Here is a 15,384-nt window from a genome sequence, read left to right on the forward strand (position 1 = left end):
TTTACTTGCTTTTCTGCTACTTCCTCATTTGTCCTAGAGCCCTTTTTGTGTTACAATGAATGGTATGAAAGCTAAGAAATTATGGATGACTGGCTTGACTGTGGCTGGTCTAAGTGCCCTTGCTTTAGGGGCTAAAAAAGCAGCAGATAACCACAAACTCATGAAGACTCAAGAAGAGTTGACCGCTATCGTGCGCGAACTTTTCTCAGATATGGGTGAGATTGCGACTATTTATGTTCAAGTCTACGAAAGTAGCCTAGAGCGACTCGTCGGAGGAGTCATTTTCGAGGATGGCCGTCACTATACCTTTGTCTATGAAAATGAAGACCTAGTCTATGAGGAGGAAGTCTTATGATTATTCCTAGTAGTATAGAAGAGCTAGCAGGTTTTGTCGAGCAAGATAGCAAGAAGGTCTTCCTTTTTGTGGCGGACTGGTGTGGCGATTGTCGCTATATCTATCCATCCTTGCCAGAGATTGAGGAGACCAATCCAGAGTTCACCTTTATTCGAGTGGACCGTGACCAGTACATGGATCTATCCAAACTCTGGGATGTGTACGGCATTCCTAGCCTTGTTGTGCTAGAAAAGGACAAGGAAATCGGTCGTTTTGTCAATCGCGACCGTAAAAGCAAGGAACAAATTAACGACTTTTTAGCAGGACTGAAATAGGAGAAAATGGAAACAATGATTTTTACATATAACAAAGAGCATGTTGGCGATGTCCTTATGATCATCGTGAAAAACAGCGGAGATGCCAAACTGGACGTGGAGCGTAAAGGCAAAGTAGCCCGTGTTTTCCTCAAAGAAAATGGAGAAACAGTAGCTTGGAATATTTTCGAAATTTCAAGTTTGTTTGAAATTGCAGAGCGTGGTCAAGTCTTTTTGACAGATGAACAAGTAGAACGTTTGAACCAAGAATTGCGAGCGGAAGGCTTTGCAGAAGAGATTGTCAATGACAAAGAACCTAAGTTTGTTGTCGGTGAGATTATCGAGATGGTAGCTCATCCAGATAGTGACCACCTCAATATCTGCCAAGTAGCAGTATCTAGTGACAAGACGGTACAAATCGTTGCAGGGGCTCCCAATGCGCGTGTCGGTTTGAAAACCATTGTAGCTCTTCAGGGAGCTATGATGCCAAAAGGCAATCTCATTTTCCCAGGCGAGCTTCGTGGTGAAAAGAGTTTTGGTATGATGTGCAGCCCTCGTGAACTTGCCTTGCCAAATGCTCCGCAAAAACGTGGGGTCATTGAATTGTCAGAAGACCAAGTTGTTGGAACTCCCTTTGACCCAGCTAAACATTGGACTGCCTAGGAAATTGTCAGTGTTTGATAGACCAGATAGAGGGGGATAAGATGGCAAAAAATGTAGTGATTACAGGAGCGACTTCAGGAATTGGTGAAGCGATTGCACGTGCTTATCTGGAGCAGGGGGAGAATGTCGTTCTAACAGGACGACGGACAGACAGACTAGAGGCCCTCAAGTCAGAGTTTGCAGAAACTTTTCCAAATCAAACAGTTTGGACTTTTCCACTGGATGTCACAGATATGGCTATGGTCAAGACGGTCTGCTCTGATATTTTGGAAACGATAGGGCAGATTGATATCTTGGTCAATAATGCTGGACTAGCCCTTGGCTTGGCTCCCTATCAAGACTATGAAGAGTTGGATATGCTGACTATGTTGGATACCAATGTTAAAGGTTTGATGGCGGTCACTCGCTGTTTCTTGCCAGCAATGGTAAAAGTCAATCAGGGTCATATCATTAACATGGGGTCGACCGCAGGAATCTACGCCTATGCGGGTGCAGCTGTTTACTCAGCAACCAAGGCTGCAGTTAAGACTTTTTCAGATGGTCTACGAATTGATACCATTGCAACGAATATCAAGGTGACCACCATTCGGCCAGGGATTGTCGAAACAGATTTTTCTGCGGTACGTTTCCATGGTGACAAAGAGCGTGCTGCCACCGTCTATCAGGGAATTGAGGCCTTGCAAGCTCAAGATATTGCAGATACAGTTGTCTATGTGACCAGTCAGCCTCGCCGTGTGCAGATTACAGATATGACTATTATGGCCAATCAACAGGCGACAGGTTTCATGGTGCATAAAAAATAAAAAATTTTCTCGAAAAGTTACAAATTTTTGTAACTTTTTTTGATTCCTTACGAATAGATAAGTAGGAGGAAGAAAATATGTATAATAAAGTTATTCTTATTGGACGTTTAACGTCTACACCAGAATTGCACAAAACCAACAATGACAAGTCAGTAGCGCGCGCAACGATCGCTGTGAACCGTCGTTACAAAGACCAGAATGGGGAACGCGAAGCTGACTTTGTCAATCTTGTTCTTTGGGGAAAATTGGCTGAAACCTTGGCAAGCTACGCAACTAAAGGTAGTCTTATCTCTGTGGATGGAGAACTTCGTACCCGTCGCTTTGAGAAAAATGGCCAGATGAACTATGTGACTGAAGTTCTTGTGACAGGATTCCAACTTTTGGAAAGTCGTGCCCAACGAGCCATGCGTGAAAATAACGCTGGACAGGATTTGGCAGACTTGGTTTTGGAAGAGGAGGAATTGCCATTTTAATACTCTTCGAAAATCTCTTCTAACCCCGTCAGCTTCCCCTTGCCGTAGGTATAGGTAACTGACTTCGTCAGTCCTATCTACAACCTAAAAACTATATTTTTAGCAGCCTGCGTCTAGCTTCCTAGTTTGCACTTTGATTTTCATTGAGTATAAACATTAAAAAGTCTGAGTTGGTCTCAGGCTTTTTATCTTGAGAAAGTCAGACTTTTTTCTTGACTATTTCTGACCAAGTGATACAATAGAATTATGAATTAGCACTCATATACAAAGAGTGCTAATAATATGTATCTCATCATGGAGGAAAACAGATGTTGAAACCATTAGGAGACCGTGTGGTCTTGAAAGTCGAAGAAAAAGAACAAACTGTTGGAGGCTTTGTCCTTGCAGGCTCAGCCCAAGAAAAAACAAAAACAGCCCAAGTTGTAGCTACTGGACAAGGTGTTCGTACCTTGAACGGTGACTTGGTAGCTCCAAGCGTTAAGCCTGGAGACCGTGTCTTAGTTGAAGCACATGCAGGTCTTGATGTAAAAGATGGCGATGAAAAGTACATCATCGTTGGCGAAGCTAACATCTTGGCAATCATTGAAGAATAGAAGGAGAAAGTAAGTATGTCAAAAGAAATTAAATTTTCATCTGATGCTCGTTCAGCTATGGTTCGTGGTGTTGATATCCTAGCAGACACAGTTAAAGTAACCTTAGGACCAAAAGGTCGTAATGTTGTGTTGGAAAAATCATTTGGCTCACCCTTGATCACCAATGACGGTGTAACCATTGCCAAAGAAATTGAACTAGAAGACCATTTTGAAAATATGGGTGCCAAGTTGGTATCAGAAGTCGCTTCAAGGACCAATGATATCGCAGGTGACGGAACGACAACTGCAACTGTATTGACCCAAGCTATCGTACGTGAAGGAATCAAGAACGTCACAGCAGGTGCCAACCCAATTGGCATTCGTCGTGGGATTGAAGCAGCGGTTGCCGCAGCTGTAGAAGCCTTGAAAAACAATGCTATTCCAGTTGCCAATAAAGAAGCTATCGCTCAGGTTGCTGCCGTATCTTCTCGTTCTGAGAAAGTCGGCGAATACATCTCTGAAGCCATGGAAAAAGTTGGCAAAGACGGAGTCATCACCATTGAGGAGTCACGTGGTATGGAAACAGAGCTCGAAGTTGTGGAAGGTATGCAGTTTGACCGTGGTTATCTATCACAGTATATGGTTACTGACAATGAAAAAATGGTAGCTGACCTTGAAAATCCATACATCTTGATTACTGATAAGAAGATTTCAAATATCCAAGAAATCTTGCCACTTCTAGAAAGCATTCTCCAAAGCAATCGTCCACTCTTGATTATTGCAGATGATGTGGATGGCGAAGCTCTTCCGACTCTTGTATTGAACAAGATTCGTGGAACCTTCAACGTAGTAGCAGTTAAGGCCCCTGGCTTTGGTGACCGTCGCAAAGCAATGCTTGAAGATATCGCCATCTTGACAGGCGGAACCGTCATCACAGAAGATCTTGGTCTTGAGTTGAAAGACGCGACGATTGAAGCGCTTGGTCAAGCCGCTAGAGTGACTGTGGACAAAGACAGTACGGTTATCGTAGAAGGTGCGGGCAATCCTAAAGCCATTTCTCACCGTGTTTCGGTTATCAAATCTCAAATCGAAACAACAACTTCTGAATTCGACCGTGAAAAACTCCAAGAACGCTTGGCTAAATTGTCAGGTGGTGTCGCAGTTATCAAGGTCGGAGCTGCAACTGAAACTGAGTTGAAAGAAATGAAACTCCGCATTGAAGATGCCCTTAACGCTACTCGTGCAGCCGTTGAAGAAGGAATCGTTGCTGGTGGTGGAACTGCTCTTGCCAATGTCATTCCAGCCGTAACTGATTTGGAATTGACAGGAGATGAAGCAACAGGACGCAATATTGTTCTCCGTGCCTTGGAAGAACCTGTTCGTCAAATCGCCCACAATGCAGGATTCGAAGGTTCTATTGTTATTGACCGTTTGAAAAATGCGGAAGTTGGCACAGGTTTCAACGCAGCAACAGGCGAGTGGGTCAATATGATTGAAGAGGGGATCATCGACCCAGTTAAGGTTAGTCGTTCTGCCCTTCAAAATGCAGCATCTGTAGCCAGCTTGATTTTGACAACAGAAGCAGTTGTAGCCAATAAACCAGAACCAGCAGCCCCAGCTCCAGCAATGGATCCAAGCATGATGGGCGGAATGATGTAAGGTTTCAGATCAAACCATTCAATAAAAATAAAAAAGGAGGGGATAGGTATCCCTCCTTTTTTAGTATCCGGTTCAAAAATCGATTTGAGCTGGTTGGTGATATATGGTAAAATAACTAATAGTAAAAGGAGAAGAACATGATTGATGTAGAAGAAATTCTGAGCAAGATGAATCCCAATCAGAAGATTAATTATGACCGTGTCATGCAGAAAATGGTTCAGGTTTGGGAGAAAAATGAGCAACGTCCCACTATTCTCATGCATGTCTGTTGTGCTCCTTGTAGTACCTACACCCTAGAATACCTGACCAAATACGCGGATGTGACTATCTATTTTGCCAATTCCAATATCCATCCCAAGGCAGAATACCATAAGCGGGCTTACGTCACCAAGAAATTTGTCAGTGATTTCAATGAGCGAACAGGAAATACGGTCCAGTATTTAGAAGCGCCCTACGAACCAAATGAATACCGGAAGTTAGTCAGAGGACTGGAAGAAGAACCAGAAGGCGGCGATCGTTGCAAGGTTTGTTTTGACTACCGTCTGGATAAAACAGCACAGGTAGCTATGGACTTGGGCTTCGACTACTTTGGTTCAGCTTTGACCATCAGTCCCCATAAGAATTCTCAAACCATCAACAGCATCGGAATCGATGTGCAAAAGATTTATACTACCCACTATCTCCCAAGTGATTTCAAGAAAAACCAAGGCTACAAGCGTTCGGTGGAGATGTGCGAGGAGTATGATATTTATCGTCAATGTTATTGTGGATGCGTCTATGCAGCTCAAGCTCAGAACATTGATCTTGTTCAGGTTAAGAAGGATGCCACAGCTTTTTTGCTGGATAAGGATGTTGAAAAAGACTATTCTCATATCAAGTTTACTGTCACTAAATTAGATATATAGCAATTAACCCAGCTTCCAGGCTGGGTTTTTCAAATAAAAAACCAGGGCTCTCACCCAGGTTTGACAACTTTACCGATTCTTTAGTTCTATGTAGCGTTTGTACCAAATGTTGACATAGGCCTCTGAGAAAGGACCGCGTCCATTGTTGATCCAATCAACAAGGATTTTAACATGCTCTTTCAAAATATAGTCTAAATCATCAGAATACTTCATTTTGCGTTTATGGCGCTCATATTCTTCAACGTCCAAGAGACGTTTTTCACCATCAGTGAAGACCTTGACATCCAAATCGTAATCAATGTATTTCAGGGCTTCCTCATCTAGATAGTAGGGGCTAGCCATATTGCAATAGTAGGAAATCCCATTATCGCGAATCATAGCTATGATATTAAACCAATATTTTTTGTGAAAGTAAACAATAGCCGGTTCTCGAGTCACCCAACGACGACCGTCACTTTCGGTAACAAGTGTGTGGTCGTTGACGCCGATAATGGCGTTCTCTGTTGTTTTTAGTACCATGGTGTCCCGCCAAGTACGGTGAAGACTCCCATCATGCTTATAACTTTGAATTGTAATAAAGTCGCCTTCTTTTGGAAGTTTCATAACTAACCAACTTTCTACAATTTATAAGTTTATCGTTTACTATTATATCATAAATCGGTCTAATTTTTTTGAATTTTACACGAAAATATTAAAGATATTCTCTGAGAGCGCTGGCTATATCCGAAAAATCATAGCCTTTTCGAGCTAAAACTTGGGTTAAACGCTTTTTAAGTTCGTATCCTTCATACTTTCGAGCATATTTAGCATATTGTTTGTCTAGCTCTTTAAAAATGAGTTCTTGAGTCGTTTCTTGGTCGACTTGACTGTCCAAGTCATCAAAGGCACTTTTAGCATCAGCATAGGAGAAGCCTTTGTTGGTCAAGTTTTGAATAATCTTATCCTGCAAGGCACGAGCGGGAAGCTTTCCCGTGTATTTTTTAAGTAGTTTCTCCGCCACACGATGAGTAACCTCTGAAAAATCAAAATCCTTTAAAACCTCTTCAATAGTTGATTTGGCAATCCCTTTTTGAGATAGTTTTTGAGCTAGCACATAAGGTCCCTTATCTCCAGAAAGTTGATTGGCATTGATAATAGAGTAGGCATACTGACGATCATTAATCCAGTTGTCTTCTTTAAGATTAGCGATAACTTGACTAGTTATTTTTTCATCAATATCATACTTTTTCAGATACTCTCGCACTTCCTTTTCAGTACGGGCCTTGAAGGATAAATGGTAGAGAGCGAGATTCTTACCATAAGAAAACTGGGCAAAATCCTGAATCTCGGTCAGTTCCTCTTTACTAATGACCTTATCTCGAGACAGCATAAAACGGACAATAGTATCTTCCGTGATATAAGAGGTTTGCTGTCCATCTAGTTCCATCAGGTAAAGGCGTTTTTTCTTTTCAAGTTTTGTGATTTTCATAGTTCTATTATACCCTAAAATGTGATAAGATAGGGGTATGAATCTGAAAGTCAAACAAAAAATACCTTTAAAAATCAAGCGGATGGGTATCAATGGTGAGGGAATCGGTTTCTACCAGAAAACCCTCGTTTTTGTGCCAGGTGCCCTCAAAGGAGAAGATATCTATTGTCAGATTACTTCTATTAAACGTAACTTTGTTGAAGCAAAATTACTAAAGGTTAATAAGAAGTCAAAATTTCGAGTCGTACCAGCTTGTACGATTTATAATGAATGTGGTGGTTGCCAAATCATGCACCTCCACTATGATAAACAGTTAGAGTTCAAAACGGATCTGCTCCACCAAGCCCTGAAAAAATTTGCCCCTGCGGGATATGAAAACTATGAAATCCGTCCAACTATCGGAATGCAGGAACCCAAGTACTACCGTGCTAAGCTTCAATTCCAGACTCGGAAATTTAAAAATCAGGTCAAGGCAGGTTTGTATGCGCAAAACTCTCATTATCTCGTAGAGTTGAAAGACTGCTTGGTGCAAGATAAGGAAACCCAAGTAATAGCGAATCGCCTAGCTGAACTTCTTACTTACCACCAAATTCCAATTACAGATGAGAGAAAAACGCTCGGTGTTCGCACCATCATGGTACGCAGAGCAAGAAAAACGGGGCAAGTTCAGATTATCATTGTCACAAATCGCCAGCTTAATTTAAATCAACTGGTCGAAGATTTAGTCAATGATTTTCCAGAAGTTGTCACGGTTGCTGTCAATACAAATACAGCAAAAACAAGTGAAATCTATGGTGAAAAGACGGAAATTATCTGGGGCCAAGAGAGCATTCAAGAAGAAGTACTCGACTATGAGTTTTCTCTCTCGCCCCGAGCTTTTTATCAACTTAATCCGGAGCAGACAGAAATTCTCTATAGTGAAGCAATTAAGGCTCTGGATGTCAGCAAAGAAGACCATCTAATCGATGCCTATTGCGGTGTTGGGACGATCGGATTTGCCTTCGCAAATAAGGTCAAGAGTCTCAGAGGAATGGATATTATTCCAGAAGCCATTGAAGATGCTAAGCGAAATGCTCAGAGAATGGGGTTTGACAATACCCATTACGAAGCGGGAACAGCTGAAGAGATTATTCCACGCTGGTATAAAGATGGCTACCGAGCAGATGCCCTGATAGTCGACCCTCCTCGTACAGGCTTAGATGATAAGCTGTTGAATACCATACTGACCTATGTTCCAGAAAGAATGGTCTATGTATCCTGCAATGTTTCGACCTTGGCGCGAGATTTGGTTAAACTAGTAAAAGTCTATGATCTCCAGTATATCCAGTCGGTTGATATGTTTCCTCACACTGCACGAACAGAAGCAGTTGTTAAGTTAGTGAAGAAAAGAAAAAATTAACTTCACTGAAAAAAGTTCTTGACAAAGGTAAAAAAGTAGGTATAATAGAAAGAGTTGAAAAGCTCAGGTCCGTTGGTCAAGGGGTTAAGACACCGCCTTTTCACGGCGGTAACACGGGTTCGAATCCCGTACGGACTATGGTGTATTGCGGTTAAAAAAACTTGAAAAAAAGTTCAAAAAATCTGTTGACAGAGACAGATGGCTGTGATATACTAATATAGTTGTCGCTTGAGAGAGAATGAGTGACAAAGACCTTTGAAAACTGAACAAGACGAACCAATGTGCAGGGCACTATAACTGAGGTTATAGTACTGAACAATGAAAAAACAATAAATCTGTCAGTGACAGAAATGAGTGAGAACTCAAACTTTTAATGAGAGTTTGATCCTGGCTCAGGACGAACGCTGGCGGCGTGCCTAATACATGCAAGTAGAACGCTGAAGCTTGGTGCTTGCACCGAGCGGATGAGTTGCGAACGGGTGAGTAACGCGTAGGTAACCTGCCTGGTAGCGGGGGATAACTATTGGAAACGATAGCTAATACCGCATAATAGTAGATGTTGCATGACATTTGCTTAAAAGGTGCAATTGCATCACTACCAGATGGACCTGCGTTGTATTAGCTAGTTGGTGAGGTAACGGCTCACCAAGGCAACGATACATAGCCGACCTGAGAGGGTGATCGGCCACACTGGGACTGAGACACGGCCCAGACTCCTACGGGAGGCAGCAGTAGGGAATCTTCGGCAATGGACGGAAGTCTGACCGAGCAACGCCGCGTGAGTGAAGAAGGTTTTCGGATCGTAAAGCTCTGTTGTAAGAGAAGAACGAGTGTGAGAGTGGAAAGTTCACACTGTGACGGTATCTTACCAGAAAGGGACGGCTAACTACGTGCCAGCAGCCGCGGTAATACGTAGGTCCCGAGCGTTGTCCGGATTTATTGGGCGTAAAGCGAGCGCAGGCGGTTAGATAAGTCTGAAGTTAAAGGCTGTGGCTTAACCATAGTACGCTTTGGAAACTGTTTAACTTGAGTGCAAGAGGGGAGAGTGGAATTCCATGTGTAGCGGTGAAATGCGTAGATATATGGAGGAACACCGGTGGCGAAAGCGGCTCTCTGGCTTGTAACTGACGCTGAGGCTCGAAAGCGTGGGGAGCAAACAGGATTAGATACCCTGGTAGTCCACGCCGTAAACGATGAGTGCTAGGTGTTAGACCCTTTCCGGGGTTTAGTGCCGTAGCTAACGCATTAAGCACTCCGCCTGGGGAGTACGACCGCAAGGTTGAAACTCAAAGGAATTGACGGGGGCCCGCACAAGCGGTGGAGCATGTGGTTTAATTCGAAGCAACGCGAAGAACCTTACCAGGTCTTGACATCCCTCTGACCGCTCTAGAGATAGAGTTTTCCTTCGGGACAGAGGTGACAGGTGGTGCATGGTTGTCGTCAGCTCGTGTCGTGAGATGTTGGGTTAAGTCCCGCAACGAGCGCAACCCCTATTGTTAGTTGCCATCATTCAGTTGGGCACTCTAGCGAGACTGCCGGTAATAAACCGGAGGAAGGTGGGGATGACGTCAAATCATCATGCCCCTTATGACCTGGGCTACACACGTGCTACAATGGCTGGTACAACGAGTCGCAAGCCGGTGACGGCAAGCTAATCTCTTAAAGCCAGTCTCAGTTCGGATTGTAGGCTGCAACTCGCCTACATGAAGTCGGAATCGCTAGTAATCGCGGATCAGCACGCCGCGGTGAATACGTTCCCGGGCCTTGTACACACCGCCCGTCACACCACGAGAGTTTGTAACACCCGAAGTCGGTGAGGTAACCTTTTAGGAGCCAGCCGCCTAAGGTGGGATAGATGATTGGGGTGAAGTCGTAACAAGGTAGCCGTATCGGAAGGTGCGGCTGGATCACCTCCTTTCTAAGGATAAGGAACTGCACATTGGTCTTGTTTAGTCTTGAGAGGTCTTGTGGGGCCTTAGCTCAGCTGGGAGAGCGCCTGCTTTGCACGCAGGAGGTCAGCGGTTCGATCCCGCTAGGCTCCATTGGTGAGAGATCACCAAGTAATGCACATTGAAAATTGAATATCTATATCAAATAGTAACAAGAAAATAAACCGAAACGCTGTAGTATTAATAAGAGTTTATGACTGAAAGGTCAGAAAATAAGGTTAAGTTAATAAGGGCGCACGGTGGATGCCTTGGCACTAGGAGCCGAAGAAGGACGTGACAAACGACGATATGCCTTGGGTAGCTGTAAGTAAGCGATGATCCAGGGATTTCCGAATGGGGGAACCCAACAGGTACTACCTGTTACCCACATCTGTTAAGGATGTGAGGAGGAAGACGCAGTGAACTGAAACATCTAAGTAGCTGCAGGAAGAGAAAGCAAAAGCGATTGCCTTAGTAGCGGCGAGCGAAACGGCAGGAGGGCAAACCGAAGAGTTTACTCTTCGGGGTTGTAGGACTGCAATGTGGACTCAAAGATTATAGAAGAATGATTTGGGAAGATCAGCCAAAGAGAGTAACAGCCTCGTATTTAAAATAGTCTTTGTACCTAGCAGTATCCTGAGTACGGCGGGACACGAGAAATCCCGTCGGAATCTGGGAGGACCATCTCCCAACCCTAAATACTCCCTAGTGACCGATAGTGAACCAGTACCGTGAGGGAAAGGTGAAAAGCACCCCGGGAGGGGAGTGAAATAGAACCTGAAACCGTGTGCCTACAACAAGTTCGAGCCCGTTGATGGGTGAGAGCGTGCCTTTTGTAGAATGAACCGGCGAGTTACGATATGATGCGAGGTTAAGTTGAAGAGACGGAGCCGCAGGGAAACCGAGTCTGAATAGGGCGCATTAGTATCATGTCGTAGACCCGAAACCATGTGACCTACCCATGAGCAGGTTGAAGGTGCGGTAAGACGCACTGGAGGACCGAACCAGGGCACGTTGAAAAGTGCTTGGATGACTTGTGGGTAGCGGAGAAATTCCAAACGAACTTGGAGATAGCTGGTTCTCTCCGAAATAGCTTTAGGGCTAGCGTCGACATAAAGATTCTTGGAGGTAGAGCACTGTTTGGGTGAGGGGTCCATCCCGGATTACCAATCTCAGATAAACTCCGAATGCCAATGAATTATGGTCGGCAGTCAGACTGCGAGTGCTAAGATCCGTAGTCGAAAGGGAAACAGCCCAGACCACCAGCTAAGGTCCCAAAATAATTGTTAAGTGGAAAAGGATGTGGGGTTGCACAGACAACTAGGATGTTAGCTTAGAAGCAGCTATTCATTCAAAGAGTGCGTAATAGCTCACTAGTCGAGTGACCCTGCGCCGAAAATGTACCGGGGCTAAAACAATTTACCGAAGCTGTGGATACCTTTATAGGTATGGTAGGAGAGCGTTCTATGTGTGAAGAAGGTATACCGTGAGGAGTGCTGGAACGCATAGAAGTGAGAATGCCGGTATGAGTAGCGAAAGACAGGTGAGAATCCTGTCCACCGTAAGACTAAGGTTTCCAGGGGAAGGCTCGTCCGCCCTGGGTTAGTCGGGACCTAAGGAGAGACCGAAAGGTGTATCCGATGGACAACAGGTTGATATTCCTGTACTAGAGTATGTAGTGATGGAGGGACGCAGTAGGCTAACTAAAGCAGACGAATGGAAGTGTCTGTCTAAGCAGTGAGGTGTGATATGAGTCAAATGCTTATATCTATAACATTGAGCTGTGATGGGGAGCGAAGTTTAGTAGCGAAGTTAGTGACGTCACACTGCCAAGAAAAGCTTCTAGCGTTTAAACATACTCTACCCGTACCGCAAACCGACACAGGTAGTCGAGGCGAGTAGCCTCAGGTGAGCGAGAGAACTCTCGTTAAGGAACTCGGCAAAATGACCCCGTAACTTCGGGAGAAGGGGTGCTGACTTTAAGTCAGCCGCAGTGAATAGGCCCAAGCAACTGTTTATCAAAAACACAGCTCTCTGCTAAATCGTAAGATGATGTATAGGGGGTGACGCCTGCCCGGTGCTGGAAGGTTAAGAGGAGTGCTTAGCGTAAGCGAAGGTATGAATTGAAGCCCCAGTAAACGGCGGCCGTAACTATAACGGTCCTAAGGTAGCGAAATTCCTTGTCGGGTAAGTTCCGACCCGCACGAAAGGCGTAATGATTTGGGCACTGTCTCAACGAGAGACTCGGTGAAATTTTAGTACCTGTGAAGATGCAGGTTACCCGCGACAGGACGGAAAGACCCCATGGAGCTTTACTGCAGTTTGATATTGAGTGTCTGTACCACATGTACAGGATAGGTAGGAGTCTAAGAGATCGGGACGCCAGTTTCGAAGGAGACGTTGTTGGGATACTACCCTTGTGTTATGGCCACTCTAACCCGGATAGGTAATCCCTATCGGAGACAGTGTCTGACGGGCAGTTTGACTGGGGCGGTCGCCTCCTAAAAGGTAACGGAGGCGCCCAAAGGTTCCCTCAGAATGGTTGGAAATCATTCGCAGAGTGTAAAGGTATAAGGGAGCTTGACTGCGAGAGCTACAACTCGAGCAGGGACGAAAGTCGGGCTTAGTGATCCGGTGGTTCCGTATGGAAGGGCCATCGCTCAACGGATAAAAGCTACCCTGGGGATAACAGGCTTATCTCCCCCAAGAGTTCACATCGACGGGGAGGTTTGGCACCTCGATGTCGGCTCGTCGCATCCTGGGGCTGTAGTCGGTCCCAAGGGTTGGGCTGTTCGCCCATTAAAGCGGCACGCGAGCTGGGTTCAGAACGTCGTGAGACAGTTCGGTCCCTATCCGTCGCGGGCGTAGGAAATTTGAGAGGATCTGCTCCTAGTACGAGAGGACCAGAGTGGACTTACCGCTGGTGTACCAGTTGTCTTGCCAAAGGCATCGCTGGGTAGCTATGTAGGGAAGGGATAAACGCTGAAAGCATCTAAGTGTGAAACCCACCTCAAGATGAGATTTCCCATGATTTTATATCAGTAAGAGCCCTGAGAGATGATCAGGTAGATAGGTTAGAAGTGGAAGTGTGGCGACACATGTAGCGGACTAATACTAATAGCTCGAGGACTTATCCAAAGTAACTGAGAATACGAAGTGTAAGGTTTTCTTGAGATTTGATAGATATTCAATTTTGAGTAGGTATTACTCAGAGTTAAGTGACGATAGCCTAGGAGATACACCTGTACCCATGCCGAACACAGCAGTTAAGCCCTAGAACGCCGGAAGTAGTTGGGGGTTGCCCCCTGTGAGATATGGAAGTCGCTTAGCTCGAGGGAGTTTAGCTCAGCTGGGAGAGCATCTGCCTTACAAGCAGAGGGTCAGCGGTTCGATCCCGTTAACTCCCATAGGTCCCGTAGTGTAGCGGTTATCACGTCGCCCTGTCACGGCGAAGATCGCGGGTTCGATTCCCGTCGGGACCGTTTAAGATAACGGCAGTTATTTTAGACTCGTTAGCTCAGTTGGTAGAGCAATTGACTTTTAATCAATGGGTCACTGGTTCGAGCCCAGTACGGGTCATATTTGCGGGTTTGGCGGAATTGGCAGACGCACCAGATTTAGGATCTGGCGCTTAACGGCGTGGGGGTTCAAGTCCCTTAACCCGCATAATAGAAAGTAGCCGGCTTAGCTCAGTTGGTAGAGCATCTGATTTGTAATCAGAGGGTCGCGTGTTCAAGTCATGTAGCCGGCATTTTTTTATATAGAATAAGAGGTCGATGCGAACGTAGTTCAGTGGTAGAACACCACCTTGCCAAGGTGGGGGTCGCGGGTTCGAATCCCGTCGTTCGCTTAGAGAGGCCGGGGTGGCGGAACTGGCAGACGCACAGGACTTAAAATCCTGCGATTGGTAACGATCGTACCGGTTCGATTCCGGTCCTCGGCATATAATGATGAGCACCCTTAGCTCAACTGGATAGAGTACCTGACTACGAATCAGGCGGTTAGAGGTTCGACTCCTCTAGGGTGCATTTTTTTATTTAACGCGGGAAGTAGCTCAGCTTGGTAGAGTACTTGGTTTGGGACCAAGGTGTCGCAGGTTCGAATCCTGTCTTCCCGATTTATGGCGGTGTAGCTCAGCTGGCTAGAGCGTCCGGTTCATACCCGGGAGGTCGGGGGTTCGATCCCCTTCGCCGCTATATTGATCTTGTTGGACCTTTAGCTCAGCTGGTTAGAGCTCTCGGCTCATAACCGAGTGGTCGTAGGTTCAAGTCCTACAAGGTCCATTGTAAATAATGGAGGATTACCCAAGTCCGGCTGAAGGGAACGGTCTTGAAAACCGTCAGGCGTGTAAAAGCGTGCGTGGGTTCGAATCCCACATCCTCCTTTTTATATTAACGCGGGATGGAGCAGCTCGGTAGCTCGTCGGGCTCATAACCCGAAGGTCGTAGGTTCAAATCCTGCTCCCGCAATTTGGCTCGGTAGCTCAGTTGGTAGAGCAATGGATTGAAGCTCCATGTGTCGGCGGTTCGATTCCGTCTCGCGCCATATTTTGTTTTATTAAGCGGGTGTAGTTTAGTGGTAAAACTACAGCCTTCCAAGCTGTTGTCGCGAGTTCGATTCTCGTCACCCGCTTTGAACGAAAGTTCATACCAAGTTTTTGAACTTGGGCGCGTAGCTCAGGTGGTTAGAGCGCACGCCTGATAAGCGTGAGGTCGGTGGTTCGAGTCCACTCGTGCCCATTAATAGGAGAATTACTCAAGAGGCTGAAGAGGACGGTTTGCTAAATCGTTAGGTCGGGTAACCGGCGCGGGGGTTCGAATCCCCCATTCTCCGTACGTTAAGAGCTGCTAGGCTCTTTTTTTGTAT

Annotated in this window: 11 protein-coding genes, 19 tRNA genes and 3 rRNA genes; 31 read left to right on the forward strand and 2 right to left on the reverse strand. The window is 45.4% G+C overall.

What is annotated here, in order from left to right; all coding sequences use genetic code 11:
• The first annotated feature begins 55 nt into the window (after positions 1 to 55).
• From I6H78_RS07330 to I6H78_RS07365, 8 genes are all read left to right on the forward strand, one after another.
• Positions 56 to 355, forward strand: coding sequence for a DUF4651 domain-containing protein (locus I6H78_RS07330; protein WP_198459262.1), 300 nt, complete (start codon positions 56 to 58; stop codon positions 353 to 355).
• The gene (locus tag I6H78_RS07335; protein ID WP_198459263.1) at positions 352 to 669 is read left to right on the forward strand and encodes a thioredoxin family protein; all 318 of its coding nucleotides are present in this window, start codon (positions 352 to 354) and stop codon (positions 667 to 669) included. The genes I6H78_RS07330 and I6H78_RS07335 overlap by 4 nt, the downstream gene beginning before the upstream one ends.
• A 15-nt stretch (positions 670 to 684) precedes the next feature.
• Entirely contained in the window at positions 685 to 1,311 is a 627-nt protein-coding gene (gene ytpR, locus I6H78_RS07340; RefSeq protein WP_198460240.1) for a YtpR family tRNA-binding protein, read from the forward strand.
• A gap of 41 nt (positions 1,312 to 1,352) precedes the next feature.
• On the forward strand, positions 1,353 to 2,114 hold the full coding sequence (locus I6H78_RS07345; RefSeq protein ID WP_198459264.1) for an SDR family NAD(P)-dependent oxidoreductase: 762 nt from the start codon (positions 1,353 to 1,355) through the stop codon (positions 2,112 to 2,114).
• Between the two features lie 77 nt (positions 2,115 to 2,191).
• Positions 2,192 to 2,587: a single-stranded DNA-binding protein gene (locus I6H78_RS07350; RefSeq protein ID WP_000282437.1), complete on the forward strand. Its 396-nt coding sequence runs from the start codon at positions 2,192 to 2,194 to the stop codon at positions 2,585 to 2,587.
• A gap of 308 nt (positions 2,588 to 2,895) precedes the next feature.
• Positions 2,896 to 3,180, forward strand: coding sequence for a co-chaperone GroES (groES, locus tag I6H78_RS07355; protein ID WP_049489733.1), 285 nt, complete (start codon positions 2,896 to 2,898; stop codon positions 3,178 to 3,180).
• Positions 3,181 to 3,195: 15 nt separating this feature from the next.
• Positions 3,196 to 4,818, forward strand: a complete 1,623-nt coding sequence (groL, locus tag I6H78_RS07360; RefSeq protein WP_198459265.1) for a chaperonin GroEL — start codon at positions 3,196 to 3,198, stop codon at positions 4,816 to 4,818.
• Between the two features lie 137 nt (positions 4,819 to 4,955).
• On the forward strand, positions 4,956 to 5,723 hold the full coding sequence (locus tag I6H78_RS07365) for an epoxyqueuosine reductase QueH (protein WP_000567567.1): 768 nt from the start codon (positions 4,956 to 4,958) through the stop codon (positions 5,721 to 5,723).
• Between the two features lie 69 nt (positions 5,724 to 5,792).
• On the opposite strand, the gene ntdP is transcribed toward I6H78_RS07365, so the two are convergent.
• Both ntdP and recX read right to left on the reverse strand, forming a co-directional pair.
• Positions 5,793 to 6,326, reverse strand: coding sequence for a nucleoside tri-diphosphate phosphatase (ntdP, locus tag I6H78_RS07370; protein ID WP_000775318.1), 534 nt, complete (start codon positions 6,324 to 6,326; stop codon positions 5,793 to 5,795).
• Positions 6,327 to 6,414: 88 nt separating this feature from the next.
• Positions 6,415 to 7,191, reverse strand: coding sequence for a recombination regulator RecX (gene recX, locus I6H78_RS07375; RefSeq protein ID WP_198459266.1), 777 nt, complete (start codon positions 7,189 to 7,191; stop codon positions 6,415 to 6,417).
• 37 nt (positions 7,192 to 7,228) lie between these two features.
• Here recX and rlmD point away from each other — a divergent pair, with 37 nt between their 5' ends.
• From rlmD to I6H78_RS07490, 23 genes are all read left to right on the forward strand, one after another.
• Complete coding sequence (rlmD, locus tag I6H78_RS07380) at positions 7,229 to 8,590, forward strand: 23S rRNA (uracil(1939)-C(5))-methyltransferase RlmD (RefSeq protein WP_198459267.1); 1,362 nt, start codon at positions 7,229 to 7,231, stop codon at positions 8,588 to 8,590.
• A gap of 66 nt (positions 8,591 to 8,656) precedes the next feature.
• Positions 8,657 to 8,728 (forward strand) — tRNA-Glu (locus I6H78_RS07385).
• Positions 8,729 to 8,959: 231 nt separating this feature from the next.
• Positions 8,960 to 10,508 (forward strand): 16S ribosomal RNA (locus I6H78_RS07390).
• 51 nt (positions 10,509 to 10,559) lie between these two features.
• Positions 10,560 to 10,632 (forward strand) — tRNA-Ala (locus I6H78_RS07395).
• A 123-nt stretch (positions 10,633 to 10,755) separates the two neighbouring features.
• A 23S ribosomal RNA gene (locus I6H78_RS07400) occupies positions 10,756 to 13,656 on the forward strand.
• A gap of 76 nt (positions 13,657 to 13,732) precedes the next feature.
• A 5S ribosomal RNA gene (rrf, locus tag I6H78_RS07405) occupies positions 13,733 to 13,848 on the forward strand.
• The 16S, 23S and 5S rRNA genes sit together here with 19 tRNA genes alongside, the layout of an rRNA operon.
• A gap of 4 nt (positions 13,849 to 13,852) precedes the next feature.
• Positions 13,853 to 13,925, forward strand: a tRNA-Val gene (locus I6H78_RS07410).
• Between the two features lie 2 nt (positions 13,926 to 13,927).
• Positions 13,928 to 14,000 (forward strand) — tRNA-Asp (locus I6H78_RS07415).
• A gap of 24 nt (positions 14,001 to 14,024) precedes the next feature.
• Positions 14,025 to 14,097 (forward strand) — tRNA-Lys (locus tag I6H78_RS07420).
• Positions 14,098 to 14,102: 5 nt separating this feature from the next.
• A tRNA-Leu gene (locus I6H78_RS07425) sits at positions 14,103 to 14,184 on the forward strand.
• A gap of 12 nt (positions 14,185 to 14,196) precedes the next feature.
• Positions 14,197 to 14,269: transfer RNA gene (locus tag I6H78_RS07430), tRNA-Thr, on the forward strand.
• A gap of 27 nt (positions 14,270 to 14,296) precedes the next feature.
• A tRNA-Gly gene (locus I6H78_RS07435) sits at positions 14,297 to 14,368 on the forward strand.
• Positions 14,369 to 14,375: 7 nt separating this feature from the next.
• Positions 14,376 to 14,461: transfer RNA gene (locus I6H78_RS07440), tRNA-Leu, on the forward strand.
• Between the two features lie 11 nt (positions 14,462 to 14,472).
• A tRNA-Arg gene (locus I6H78_RS07445) sits at positions 14,473 to 14,546 on the forward strand.
• A 15-nt stretch (positions 14,547 to 14,561) separates the two neighbouring features.
• Positions 14,562 to 14,635 (forward strand) — tRNA-Pro (locus tag I6H78_RS07450).
• 5 nt (positions 14,636 to 14,640) lie between these two features.
• Positions 14,641 to 14,714, forward strand: a tRNA-Met gene (locus I6H78_RS07455).
• A 13-nt stretch (positions 14,715 to 14,727) separates the two neighbouring features.
• Positions 14,728 to 14,801: transfer RNA gene (locus I6H78_RS07460), tRNA-Ile, on the forward strand.
• 11 nt (positions 14,802 to 14,812) lie between these two features.
• A tRNA-Ser gene (locus I6H78_RS07465) sits at positions 14,813 to 14,902 on the forward strand.
• Between the two features lie 11 nt (positions 14,903 to 14,913).
• A tRNA-Met gene (locus tag I6H78_RS07470) sits at positions 14,914 to 14,987 on the forward strand.
• Positions 14,988 to 14,990: 3 nt separating this feature from the next.
• Positions 14,991 to 15,063, forward strand: a tRNA-Phe gene (locus I6H78_RS07475).
• Between the two features lie 16 nt (positions 15,064 to 15,079).
• A tRNA-Gly gene (locus I6H78_RS07480) sits at positions 15,080 to 15,150 on the forward strand.
• Between the two features lie 33 nt (positions 15,151 to 15,183).
• A tRNA-Ile gene (locus I6H78_RS07485) sits at positions 15,184 to 15,257 on the forward strand.
• A 6-nt stretch (positions 15,258 to 15,263) separates the two neighbouring features.
• A tRNA-Ser gene (locus I6H78_RS07490) sits at positions 15,264 to 15,351 on the forward strand.
• Positions 15,352 to 15,384: the final 33 nt, after the last annotated feature.

Source organism: Streptococcus oralis, assembly GCF_016127915.1.
Taxonomy (GTDB): Bacteria; Bacillota; Bacilli; order Lactobacillales; family Streptococcaceae; genus Streptococcus; species Streptococcus oralis_BO.